This window comes from Streptomyces sp. NPDC059567 (assembly GCF_042735655.1).
Lineage (GTDB): Bacteria > Actinomycetota > Actinomycetes > Streptomycetales > Streptomycetaceae > Streptomyces.
The window spans coordinates 93,619-105,391 of the sequence record NZ_JBHWBS010000002.1; the positions used below are offsets into that span (position 1 = coordinate 93,619).

The 11,773-nt window shown below is 71.7% G+C and carries 8 protein-coding genes; 4 read left to right on the plus strand and 4 right to left on the minus strand.

The window, feature by feature from the left end:
* Nucleotides 1-130: 130 nt before the first annotated feature.
* The 4 genes from ACFVZW_RS01830 to eccE form a co-directional block, all read right to left on the minus strand.
* Nucleotides 131-1,990, minus strand: a complete 1,860-nt coding sequence (locus tag ACFVZW_RS01830) for an ABC transporter substrate-binding protein (RefSeq protein WP_384515221.1) — start codon at nt 1,988-1,990, stop codon at nt 131-133.
* A gap of 185 nt (nt 1,991-2,175) precedes the next feature.
* Complete coding sequence (locus ACFVZW_RS01835; protein ID WP_384515224.1) at nt 2,176-5,403, minus strand: SCO5717 family growth-regulating ATPase; 3,228 nt, start codon at nt 5,401-5,403, stop codon at nt 2,176-2,178.
* Between the two features lie 226 nt (nt 5,404-5,629).
* Nucleotides 5,630-6,445 (minus strand): hypothetical protein, encoded by an 816-nt coding sequence (locus tag ACFVZW_RS01840; RefSeq protein WP_384515227.1) that lies wholly within the window; start codon nt 6,443-6,445, stop codon nt 5,630-5,632.
* Nucleotides 6,445-7,764, minus strand: a complete 1,320-nt coding sequence (gene eccE, locus ACFVZW_RS01845) for a type VII secretion protein EccE (protein WP_384515569.1) — start codon at nt 7,762-7,764, stop codon at nt 6,445-6,447. The genes ACFVZW_RS01840 and eccE overlap by 1 nt, the downstream gene beginning before the upstream one ends.
* A gap of 190 nt (nt 7,765-7,954) precedes the next feature.
* Between eccE and eccB the strand changes: the two genes are divergently transcribed.
* The 4 genes from eccB (at nt 7,955) to ACFVZW_RS01865 (ending at nt 11,664) form a co-directional block, all read left to right on the plus strand.
* Nucleotides 7,955-9,514 carry a type VII secretion protein EccB gene (gene eccB / locus ACFVZW_RS01850; RefSeq protein WP_384515229.1) on the plus strand — a complete coding sequence of 520 codons (1,560 nt, stop codon included), beginning with the start codon at nt 7,955-7,957 and terminating at the stop codon, nt 9,512-9,514.
* 13 nt (nt 9,515-9,527) lie between these two features.
* On the plus strand, nt 9,528-10,778 hold the full coding sequence (mycP, locus tag ACFVZW_RS01855; RefSeq protein WP_384515572.1) for a type VII secretion-associated serine protease mycosin: 1,251 nt from the start codon (nt 9,528-9,530) through the stop codon (nt 10,776-10,778).
* 192 nt (nt 10,779-10,970) lie between these two features.
* Nucleotides 10,971-11,309: a WXG100 family type VII secretion target gene (locus tag ACFVZW_RS01860; protein WP_384515232.1), complete on the plus strand. Its 339-nt coding sequence runs from the start codon at nt 10,971-10,973 to the stop codon at nt 11,307-11,309.
* A 61-nt stretch (nt 11,310-11,370) separates the two neighbouring features.
* Nucleotides 11,371-11,664: a WXG100 family type VII secretion target gene (locus ACFVZW_RS01865; RefSeq protein WP_384515234.1), complete on the plus strand. Its 294-nt coding sequence runs from the start codon at nt 11,371-11,373 to the stop codon at nt 11,662-11,664.
* The last annotated feature ends 109 nt before the right edge of the window (nt 11,665-11,773 follow it).

Genomic DNA, 11,773 nt, shown 5'->3' on the forward strand with positions numbered 1-11,773 from the left:
CGCCGCCCCCCCGCTCCCCGCCCCCTGGGCGTCGTCGGGGGGGGGGTCGGGGGGGGGGCGGCGCCGCCGCGGGGGGCGCCCCAGAGCGGGCCCCCCCACCGTCGGCGGGTGTGCTTGCTGTCGTCACGGACTACTCGCGGTCGTCGGCGGTGGACCGGCGCTTCATGCCGAGGAAGACACCGAGGCCGACCACGACGACCACGGCGGCACCGATGCCGATGATCACGCCGCTGTCCGAGCCGCTCGATCCGCCGTCGGCCGAGGAGCCGGCGGCAACGGTGGTGGGAACGGCCGACCACCAGCTCCAGTAGCCGTCCTGGCCGTAGAGATTGCCGGCGGCCGCCGGCATCGTCGTGATGGACTTGATCTGGTCCGTGCGGTACGCCTCGAGTGCGTTCGGGTACGCCATGACATTCATGTACCCGGTGTCGTACAGCCGTGACTGCATCTGCTTGACCAGATCCGCCCGCTTGGCGGCGTCGTACTCCACCGACTGCTGCGCGTAGAGGGCGTCGAACTGCTTGTCGCAGATGAAGTTGTCGGTCGCCCCGGAGTCCTTCGGGGTCGCCGGCAGGGTGCCGCAGGTGTGGATCGACAGGACGTAGTCAGGGTCGGGGTTGACCGACCAGCCGTCGAAGGCGAGGTCGTAGTCGCCCTTCGTCCAGGGGTCGCCGACGTTGTCGAGGCACTCGACCTTCAGCCCGATGCCGAGCTCGCCCCACCACTCCTGGAGGTACTTGCCGATCGCCTTGTCGTTCGGGTCGGTGGCGTGACACAGGATCCGGAAGTCCAGCGCCTTGCCGTCCTTGCCGACCCGCTTGCCGTCGCCGTTCTTCTTGTAACCCGCCTGGTCGAGGAGGAGCCCGGCCTTGGCCGGGTCGTAGGTCAGCTTCTGCGCGGCCTCCGGCTTCCAGAAGTACGAGCCGAAGCGCGGCGGGATGTAGCCCTCGCCCTCGACGGCGTGGCCCCGGAAGACCTTGTCGACGATCGTGGTCCGGTCCACGGCGAGGAAGAGCGCCTTGCGGACCACCGGGTCGAGCAGCGCCTTGTGGCCGTTGCCGAAGGTCTTGCCGTCCTTGGAGCGGGCGCCCGGGTTGGTGGCCAGGGCGAAGAAGCGCCGGCCGGGAGCGTCGTTGACCTTGATGTTCTTCGCGGACTTCAGGGCCGTGGCCTGGGCGGGCGTCAGGTTCGGTACGAAGGAGACCTCGCCCTTCTGCAGCGCGGCGACGGCCGCGTCACCGTCCTTGTAGTACTTGAACACCAGCTCGTCGAACTTGGGTGTGCCACGCCAGAAGCTCTTGTTCGGCTTCAGCTTGATGTACTGGTCGACCTTGAAGTCCGTGATGACGAACGGGCCGTTGCCGACGATCGGGAACTGCTGGTCGTTGTTGAACTTCGAGAAGTCGCCGACCTTCTCCCAGACGTGCTTGGGCACGATCGGCACGTCCAGCGCCGTCATCGTGGCCTGGGGCTTCTTCAGCTCGATGACGAGCGTCTGCGGGTCGGGCGCGGTGACCGTCTTGAAGTTGGACGTGAAGCTGCCGTTCGCGGTGGCGGCGTTCTCGTCCGTCATCATCTTGTTGAAGGTCCAGGCGGCGTCCTCGGCCGTGGCCTGCTTCCCGTCGGACCACTTCGAGTCCTTGCGGATCGTGTACGTCCACGTCAGCTTGTCGGGGGAGGACTTCCACTCGGTCGCCAGGCCCGGGATCGGCTTGGCGTCGTTCGCGTCGTAGTTCGTCAGGTACTCGTAGGCCAACCGGTGGATGCTGGTGGAGACGAGCTTCTGCGCGAGGAAGGGGCTCAGGGAGTCGACGCTCTGCGAGACCGCGACGGTGAGCGTGGTGTTTCCGTCGGCGGCTCGGGCGGTGGTCTGGGCGGTGGCTTGCGGCGCGACCACGAGCGTGGTGGCGGCGACACCTGCGGCGAGGAGCAGCCGGGGGAGTCTTCGGGGGGCGACCGGGCGGGAGGGAACCTTCGTGACCTTGACCATGGGACGTGACCTCGCGTTGGGGTTCTGTCGTCGATCTTGGGGCGCCAACTGGTGAAGCGAAGGTTTATCAGCGGTGACGGAGCGGCGTCAACGATGACTCAAACCCCTTGTGGGCTGCGGGAATGCCAAGAGGCTCCGCACCGGGGAGCCGGTGCGGAGCCTCATTGGTCCAGTCCTCTGACGCCTTACTGTTGAGGGGCTGGCGGTGCCTGCGGAGGCTGCTGCCAGCCCTGCGGCATACCGGGCTGACCGGGCTGCTGCGGGTAGGGCTGCTGCGGCGGGTACGGCTGCGGCTGTGCCTGCGGATAAGGCTGCTGACCCGGCTGACCCCCGTACGGCTGACCCGGCTGCGGAGCCTGGGGGGCGTACGGCTGACCGGGTGCCGGCTGACCGCCGTACGGCTGACCGGGCATCGGCTGACCGGGCTGGCCGGGCATCGGAGGGGCCATGTGCGGCGGAACGCCGCCCTGGCCGTCACCGGTCCACAGCCCCTGCGCCTGCTGCGCCCGCACGAAGTCCTCGGCGACCATCGCGGACAGGTTGAAGTACGCCTCGCGCGTCTTCGGCCGCATCATGTCGAGGTCGACCTCGGCGCCCGCCGACAGGTGCTCGTCGAACGGCACGACCACCACCCCGCGGCAGCGGGTCTGGAAGTGCTGCACGATGTCGTCGACCTTGATCATCTTGCCGGTCTCGCGGACTCCCGAGATGACCGTGATGGAGCGCTGCACCAGCTCCGCGTATCCGTGCGCGGAGAGCCAGTCGAGCGTCGTCGACGCGCTGGAGGCACCGTCCACGGACGGGGTGGAGATGATGATCAGCTGGTCGGCGAGGTCGAGCACCCCGCGCATCGCGCTGTAGAGCAGACCCGTACCGGAGTCGGTCAGGATGATCGGGTACTGCTTGCCCAGCACGTCGATCGCGCGCCGGTAGTCCTCGTCGTTGAACGTCGTCGAGACGGCCGGGTCCACGTCGTTGGCGATGATCTCCAGACCGGAGGGCGCCTGCGAGGTGAAGCGGCGGATGTCCATGTACGAGTTGAGGTACGGGATCGCCTGCACGAGGTCACGGATGGTGGCCCCGGTCTCGCGCCGCACCCGGCGGCCGAGCGTGCCCGCGTCCGGGTTGGCGTCGATCGCCAGGATCTTGTCCTGCCGCTCGGTGGCCAGGGTCGAGCCCAGCGCGGTGGTCGTCGTGGTCTTGCCGACACCGCCCTTGAGGGAGATGACCGCGATCCGGTAGCAGGACAGGACCGGCGTACGGATCAGGTCGAGCTTGCGCTGCCGCTCGGCCTCCTCCTTCTTGCCGCCGAGCTTGAAGCGGGCCGAGGCGCCGGGGTTCCGGCTGGACTTGGCCTTCTGCTTGTTGTTGCGCAGCAGACGGTCGGAGGAGAGCTCCACGGCCGCGTTGTACCCGAGCGGGGCACCGGGCACGGAGCGCTCGCGCTGGTCGTGCGTGACCGCGGTGGGCCAGGCGGCCCCGGTCCGCGGATCGACCGGCGGCTGCCCCGCCTGCGGGGGCACGGGCGCCTGGTGCGGCACCTGGTGGTCCGGCTGCATCTGGCCGGGCACCGGCGGGGTCTGCGGTGCGGGCTGGGCGCCGGGGTGCGGGAAGCCGTAGCCACCTTGGGGGGCGGGCTGCGGGATGCCGTAACCACCTTGCGGGGCGGGGGCGTTGGCGTCGGGTGCCTGCGGCGCGGGCTGAGCGCCGGGGTGCGGGAAGCCATAGCCACCCTGGGGGGTGGGTTGCGGGATGCCGTAACCACCTTGGGGGGCGGGGGCGTTGGCGTCGGGTGCCTGCGGCGCGGGCTGCGCGCCGGGGTGCGGGAAGCCGTAGCCACCCTGGGGGGTGGGCTGGGCACCCGGGGTTCCCGGGTGGGGGAAGCCGTACCCGCCCTGCGGGGCCGGCGTGCCGGCGTCGGGTGCCTGCGGCGCGGGCTGGGCGCCCGGGTGCGGGAAGCCGTAGCCACCCTGCGGGGCCGGGGCGGCGGCCTCGGGGTTCTGCGGCGCCGGCTGCAGGGCCGGGTTCGGGAACCCGTAGGCGCCCTGACCCTGCGGCGGGACGGGCGCGGGCTGCGGCTGACCGGGCTGCGGGAAGCCGTAACCGCCCGGGGTTCCCTGCGGCGGTACGGGCGCGTTCGGGGTCGTCGGGGCCGGCCAGGAGGCGGCGGCCGGCAGCGGGGCCGCCGGCGGCACCGACTGGTCGCCCGTGGGAGCCGGGGCGGGCCACTGCGGCGCCGCGGAGGGGGCCGCGGGCTGGAACGACGGCGGCAGCGGAGGCAGCGCGGCACCGCCCTGCGGCGCGGCGGGGCTCCACGGCTCGGGCGCCGGGGGCAGGGCAGGCGGCAGAGCGGCGGGGACCGCGTCCTGGGGTTCGGCGGCCGCGGGAGCGGCGTCCTCGGGCGTGCCGGCGGCCGGCAGCGCGAGCGCGGCGCCGTCATGCGCCTCGTCCGACGGAGCGTCGTCCGACGGAGCGTCGGCGGCGGGCAGCGCGAGCGCCGCGCGCACGCCGGCGTCGGACGCGTCCTGCTGGGGGGACTCGCCCGCCGGCAGGGCCGGGACGCCGGGCACCTCGTCGGCCTCCGCCGCCGCGCCCGTCGCGTCGTCCGCCGGTGCGGACCCCTCGGAGTCCGCCGACGAAGGCTCCACCGCGGGGGCGCCGATGGCCGCCGGCGCGTCCTCCTCCGGCAGAACGGGGGTGCCACCCTCGGCAACGCCGATGCTCTGGTCGCCCGATACGGCGGATCCGCCCTCGGATCCGGTCGGGGCCGCGGCGGGAGTGCCGTGGGTGTCGGACGCGGATGGCGTGCCCGCACCGGCACCGGTGTCCGCCGCGCCGTCAGCCGCTCCACCGGAGGCGGCGCCCGAGCCGGTCTCCGCGCCGTGTGCGTTCTCGGCCGAGGCCGCTGCCGCGCGCTCGGAGATCTCCGCCATCTCGCGCTTCAGCGCGGCGGGGGAGAAGCGCATGGTGGCGCCGCTCTCCAGGTCGCCGCCCCCGAACGACCCACCGTCGGCGGGCACGGCCGGCGCGACCGGTGCCGGATCCGGCATCACGGGAGCGGCCGGGGCCGGTGCGATCGGGGTGGGAGTGACCGGCGCGGGAGCGGCCGGGGCCGGCGCCACCGGGGCGGAGGCCGGCGGTACCGGCGGCTGAGGCGCCCAGTTGGGCTCGTACCCGCTGCCCGCCGGAAGCCCCGGAACGGCAACGGGCGCACCGCTCGGCGGCGGGGGCGTCGCGCCACCGGCGCCGCCGGAAGTCCCGGAGCCGGCCGATCCCGACGCGTTCTGCGTGTACCAGGCCGGAGGGGTGTAGTCGATGGTGAACTCACCCGTCATCTCGGCGGGATCCGCGTCGGACTGATCATCGGCGGGTGGATTCCAACCCCCGTGGATCTCGTCCCGATCGCCGTTCACTTTGCCTCCTGGTGTGGTCGCGCACCCTTGTGCTGTCGTGGGCGGGCCCAACCCACCCTAAACGCCAACCGTGTCCGTGGGGCAGGCCCGGCTGCCCGCCCACGCCTGTCCCGTAGATCACGTCTCGCCCCCAAGTGACCTACCGGCACCGCAGAGTGAACCCCAGGTGATCACGTGGCGATTCAAACCCGTACAAAAATGGACGGGATGGGAAAATGTCGTGCCGTCAGTCCATCCGGCGCGCGCTGCCCAACAATCCGGTCTCGGCGTCCGTCGCCTGCGTCATCACGAACTGCCGGTCGCTCGGCGTGCACCAGAGGGTCACGCCGTCGGCGAGCGTCGACAGCGCCTCCGACTCCGCTCGCGGCAGCCCCATGATGCGGCCGATCTGCGCGGCCTCGTCCGGGGACACGCGCTGGACACCGACCAGCGAGGACTTCTCCAGCAGACGCGGCGCCACCGGGCTCAGGTACGGCAGCAGCGTCACCACCGACTGCCAGGGGCCGGACACGACGCGGCCGCGCGGCGGACGCATTCCGCAGTCCCGCACCACGACCACCGGACTGCCGGCCGACGCGCCCTGCGGCGGGACGCGGCCGACGTCGTGCAGCGTGATGCACGGCTGACCGCCGCCCGCGGCCTGCGCGAGCGCGGTCCACGCCTGCGCCCGGCCGGTCTCCACGGCCACCCGTGCTCCGGTCGCGGCCGCGCGCAGCGCCATGACCTGCGCCGTCCACAAGCCGCCGATCAGCGTCACGTCGTACGGAGTGGGGCGGTTGATGCCGAGCACCGCGGGCCGGCCCTCGGCGTCCACGCCGATGACCATGCCGTCGTCGCCGACCGGAAGGCCGAGCGCGCCGAGTTGCTCCAGCGGTACCGCATGCCGGTCGCGGCGCGGCCCGACGAGCCCGAAGCCGAATCGGGGCTTCGACGGTCTCCCCGCACCGCGTCCGGAAGTGCCACGTCTGCCGGCACCGGCGCCCGTACCCCGACCGGGAGAAGGCTGAGAAGGCGAAGAAGAAGGCGTGGTGGAGAAGGACATCAGCGCGCACCCCCGAGCGGCAGCGAAGCCAGCATGGCCGGAACCTGTTCGCGGTCGAGCCGCACCAGACCCGTCTTCACCCCGCGCGCCGCACGCTCCAGTTCGTGCCGCGCCGCCACCAGCTCCTCGTCGCTGCGGCCGGTGATCCGTACGTGCCCGGCCACCGTCACCTCCTGACGGTCACCGCCGCTCAGCGTCAGGCTGAACGTCGTCGCGAGCGCCGGGAGCGAGGTCAGCAGCGCGATCAGCTGCGGCATCGACGCACCCGCGCCACCCGTGCTGCCCAGCTGAGGCCAGCGCCCCACCCAGTACGTCGTATGGCGACGGTCGTCGACCCGCCAGGTCCGCGCGGTCTCCTGGGTCCGCCGCGCCTGCGCCTGGCCGCGTCCCGCCTGCGCGATCGCCATCGGGCTCGCGCACGTCGACGTCGCCAGCGCGGCGATCAGCTCCTGCTCGGTGAGCACGGTCGCCTTGAACCCGGCGCCGGCCAGCCGGCTCGCCAACTGGTCCGCGGCCCGCACCACACACTTCTGCGCGCCCTCCATGCCACCGCCGCGGGCGGCGACCGCCTCCGGGCACAGCTCCGGGTCCAGCTTCAGCGCCACCCAGGTGATCCGCAGCGCCGGCGAACCCGTCTGAGCCTGCAGCGGGGCGTAGTTCCGCTTGGCCATCGACTGCTCCGGCAGATGCGGGGCGGGCGCCGGCTGCGTGTGCTGCACGATCTGCGCGGACTCCAGCCTGATCCCGTCCACGTCCAGGACGTCCCGGACGAGCGCGACGGGCAGCGGCCGTGCCGCGCGGTCCGGACGCAGCGCCGTGGCCTCCGACTCGACGCGCACCAGCGCGGTGAGGAACGTGCCGTCGCCGACCATCCCGACCGGCCGGCGGTCCCGGTCGCTGTATGCGTAGGTACGCAGCGCGGGATCGCACTCCACGACCGGCGCGAGGCCGGGCTCCGTGCCCTCCGGGAGGACGAGCGAGGCGGCCCGGCGCGTACGCGTGCGCAGGGCGAGGTAGGTGGCGAGCCACTCCGGCATCGAGCGGCGGTGTCTGCGCACCACCGCGAGCAGGACCAGCAGCGCGGCGACGACACCGGCGGGCACCAGCAGCAACGGTTCGACGACCCAGGCCACGAGCAGCAGCGCCGCCGCGACCTCAATCAGTACGAGCTGTTGCAATCGGAACGATCCGAAGTGTCCCGGACGTGCCTGAAGTCGCGGCGCGACGGCCGGCGGTGCGCCCGCCGAGGTCTGCGCCGGAGGCGCCGAGGAGGGTGCGGCCGCCGCACGCCGCGTCCGCGTCCGCGTAGCGGATGCCATCATGGAGAATCCCCCCAATTCGTCCCGATCACCCTGGCCCGCCAGGGCTTTGGCGGCTCGTTCACCCTACCCGCCCCACAAGCACCACCGGACAGCAGGCATAGTAGGGGGCCGGTCCGACAGCCGGGGCCCGGGTGCCATGCCCCCCGGACTCGTCGGTGAAGACTGCGCCTGACGAAAATGGGGACTCATGGCATCACGGCGGGATGAGCTCAACGCGTACACCTTTGCGAAGAAGCGCACGGTGGCCGCATTCCTCCAACCTTCGCCCTCGGGCACGGAGGAGGGGGCGCCGAGGCCGTTGCGCGCGATCGTCCCCGGCCTGATCGTGGGCGCGGTGGTGCTCGCCGGCTTCGGCGCCTGGGGCATGTTCAGCCCCAAGGCACCCAAGGGTTGGGACAAGCCGGGCACCAAGGTGATCGTCGGCAAGCAGTCGACCACCCGGTACGTCGTGCTCTCCACCGGCAAGGGCAAGGACAAGAAGACCCTGCTCCACCCGGTCCTCAACCTGGCCTCGGCGCGGCTCCTGCTCACGCCGCAGGAGTTCTCGGTCATCCAGGTCGACGACAAGCTGCTCGACGCGGGCAACCCGCCGCGCGGCCCGATCCTCGGCATCCCGTACGCCCCCGACCGGCTCCCGACCGCCGACGAGGCGGGCGCCGCCAAGCGCTGGGCCGTGTGCGAACAGCCCGGTGGCGGCAAGGGAGCCAGCGTCCAGAAGGCCACGTTCGTCTTCGCCCAGCGGGACTTCAAGCGCACCGAGGGCAGCGGGCAGCTCAAGGACGGGCAGATGATGTACGTCCAGGGGCAGAAGGACAAGGCCCGCTACCTCGTCGACCACCGGGGCACGAAGTACCTGGTGCCCGGCGCCCCCGCCGAGTCCGCCGGTCTCACCATGGCGCTCGTCGGCCTCAACAAGGAGCCCCAGCAGGTCACGGACGACTGGCTGGCCACCCTGCACACCGGCAGCCCCATCGAGTTCCCGCAGATCCCCGGCAAGGTCGGCGACCCGGCCGGCATCGGCGGCGGCAACCTCAGCCAGACCGAGGACCGGGTCGGCATGGTGCTGCTCGGCCAGACCGGTTCCGGGCCGCAGCACTACGTCGTGCTGCCCGGCAAGGTCCAGCCGGTGTCGGATTTCACCGCCTGGCTGCTCATCAACTCGCCGCAGACCGACGCCCTCGACATGGACGGCAAGGCGACCACGGTCGACGCGGCCTCCTTCACCCCGGACTCCGCCACCTTCGGAGCCCAGTACCGCTGGCCCACCCGCAAGTCCGAGCAGGTCAACACGGTGACCGGCGGGGGCGCCCGGGACACCCTGTGCAGCGTGCTCAACCAGGTCGACGACAAGGGCCGTACGACGCTGACCACCTGGGCCGGTACGAAGTACCCGGCCGAGATCACCGCCGGCGGCACCAGCACGTACGTCACCCCGGGCAGTGGCCTGCTCTACACCCAGGTCCAGGGCAACCAGACCAAGCCCGACGGCTCGCTCTTCCTCGTCACCGACACCGGTCTGCGCTACGCGGTGCAGGCCAACGGCGACAGCGACGCGGCCCGCTCCGACATCGGCGCAGGGGAGCAGGACGGCAAGCAGACCGACGGCCGCCCGGAACCGAGCGAGGCGCAGACTCGTCTCGGCTACGAGAAGGTCACTCCGCTCCTCGTCCCCATCACCTGGTCGGAGTTCCTGTCCAAGGGGCCGAGGCTCGACACCAACAGCGCGCGTCAGCCGCAGGGTTCGTAAGGAGGTGGCAGTGGTGACGTACCGAACGGCGGCCCTGCTCACCGCCACGACACTCACCGGGATCCTCGCCGCATCGCCCGCGGTCGCGGCAGCGCCGCCGCACGACGTCTTCCTCGACGGCAGCGGCGAGTGCACCTTCCCGATGAAGAAGCAGATCGAGGGCATCCCCTGGTCGCTCCAGCGGGTCCTGCTCGACGAGCTCTGGCAGGACACCAAGGGCAAGGGTATCCGCGTCGCCGTCATCGACACGGGAGTCGACGACGTCAACCCGCAGCTCAAGACGGCGGTGGACGCCAAGGCGGGCAAGGACTACCTGAAGCCCGACAAGGAGAACCCGGGCGCCGGGGACGAGCAGCGCGGCAAGACCGACGGCACCGTCGACGAGGTCGGCCACGGCACCAAGGTCGCCGGCATCATCGCCGCCCGCCCCCGCTCCGGCACCGGCTTCGTCGGGCTCGCACCCGAGGCGACGATCATCCCGATCCGGCAGAACGACGAGAAGAACAGCGGGAAGTCCGACACGATGGCGCTGGCGATCGACCACGCTGTCGCCAAGGGCGCCCACGTCATCAACATCTCGCAGGACACCACGCAGGTCCAGGGCCCGGACTCCTCGATGGGCAAGGCGGTGGCCCGGGCTCTGGAGAAGAACGTCGTCGTCGTCGCCTCCGCGGGCAACGACGGCATGGACGGCAAGCTCAAGAGCACCTACCCCGCGGCCTTCCCCGGAGTGCTCGCCGTCGCCTCCTCCGACCGCAACAACGAACGGGCCCCGTTCTCGCAGTCCGGGACCATGGTGGGCATCGCGGCACCCGGCGTCGACATGGTCTCCACCGTCCCCGGCGGCGGCCAGTGCGTCGACAACGGCACCAGCTTCTCCGCCCCCTACGTCGCCGGCGTCGCCGCGCTGCTGCGCGCGAAGCACCCGGAGTGGAAGCCCGCCCAGGTCGTGGCCCGTATCGAGCAGACCGCCGTACGATCCGTCAACGGCCGCGACAACCACGTCGGTTGGGGCGTGGTCGACCCGGTCAAGGCGCTCGCCGACGCGCCCGAACCGCAGCCGATGGCGCCGACCGAGGACCCCGGGCCGCCGGCACCGCCGGCGCCCGAGGCGGCCCATCTGGCGGTCACGGAGACGCCTCAGGAGCGCACCGAACGGCTCGCCACCTACGCGCTGGGGATCGGGGGTGTGCTGGTGGCCGTGGTCGCCGGCACGGCCATCGTGATCCGTGACGGACGGCGGCGTCACGGGGCCGTCCGATGACCCGCAAAGGTCAAGTATCGGTTCAGTCCTTTGCAGTTGGAACTGTCGTACCAAATGGCTAGAGTGGCTGTCGGGGACACGGCAGAGCAGTGACCCAGCACGGGGGCGGCATCAAGAGATTCCCGTCCGAATCACGACCGGGAGGCCAGGCGGCAGGGACCGCCCGAGGCCACCGAAGGAAGAAGGGGCAAGATGTCGAAAGACCTGAACGTAACCAGTGCCGAACAGACGAAGCTCGCCGGCCGGATCCAGGACTTCCACGACGAGATCCAGGCCCGCATCACCTCGCTCAACGGCGTGGTCGACCGCATCCAGGCCGGCTGGCAGGGCGCGGCGCAGAAGGAGTTCGACCGGGTGCAGGGCGACCTGAACCTGCGCCTGAAGAACATGCGCGTCGAGCTCATCAAGCTCGAGGAGTTCATGCGGATGAGCGCCGACGGCTTCACGCAGGAAGAGGAGGAGCGCATCCGCGGCTTCCGGAAGATGGACGACACCAGCCAGGGCCAGAGCGCCATCCTCGGCATGGCCTGAGCCTCAGGGCCCGTCCTCTCCTTCCCGCCTTCGCGCATCTCTCACTCCAGGAGCCAAGAACATGACGACTGCCGTCAATTACGACACCGTGACGCAGGCGGCCGGCGACGTCCGCCTCACCGCCTCCCAGCTCTCCCAGAAGCTCTCCGACCTCATGCGCGACGTCAACCGCGTCGCCTCCAACTGGGAGGGTGAGGCGAAGACCGCCTACACGGAGAGCCAGGACCGCATCACCAAGGACCAGGCCGCCATCAACCAGGACCTGCAGCGGATCGCGCAGCTGCTCGACGAGTCCGTCGTCGGCTACCGCGACACCGACAAGGGCAACGCGGCCCGGTTCCGCATGATGATGTGAGACCCGGCGAACAAGCGTGAGGGGGTGGGCCCGGGCCGTGCGGGCCCCCCCCCCCCCGGGGAGCCCCGCCTCGGAACAGGCGCCCCCCCCCCCCCCATCGGCAGGCGGG

Excerpts from the sequence above, each read along its gene's own strand:
- ACFVZW_RS01830 (WP_384515221.1), bottom strand. The coding sequence starts at position 1,990 with ATGGTCAAGGTCACGAAGGTTCCCTCCCGCCCGGTCGCCCCCCGAAGA.
- ACFVZW_RS01840 (WP_384515227.1), bottom strand. The coding sequence starts at position 6,445 with ATGTCCTTCTCCACCACGCCTTCTTCTTCGCCTTCTCAGCCTTCTCCC.
- eccE (WP_384515569.1), bottom strand. The coding sequence starts at position 7,764 with ATGGCATCCGCTACGCGGACGCGGACGCGGCGTGCGGCGGCCGCACCC.
- eccB (WP_384515229.1), top strand. The coding sequence starts at position 7,955 with ATGGCATCACGGCGGGATGAGCTCAACGCGTACACCTTTGCGAAGAAG.
- ACFVZW_RS01860 (WP_384515232.1), top strand. The coding sequence starts at position 10,971 with ATGTCGAAAGACCTGAACGTAACCAGTGCCGAACAGACGAAGCTCGCC.
- ACFVZW_RS01865 (WP_384515234.1), top strand. The coding sequence starts at position 11,371 with ATGACGACTGCCGTCAATTACGACACCGTGACGCAGGCGGCCGGCGAC.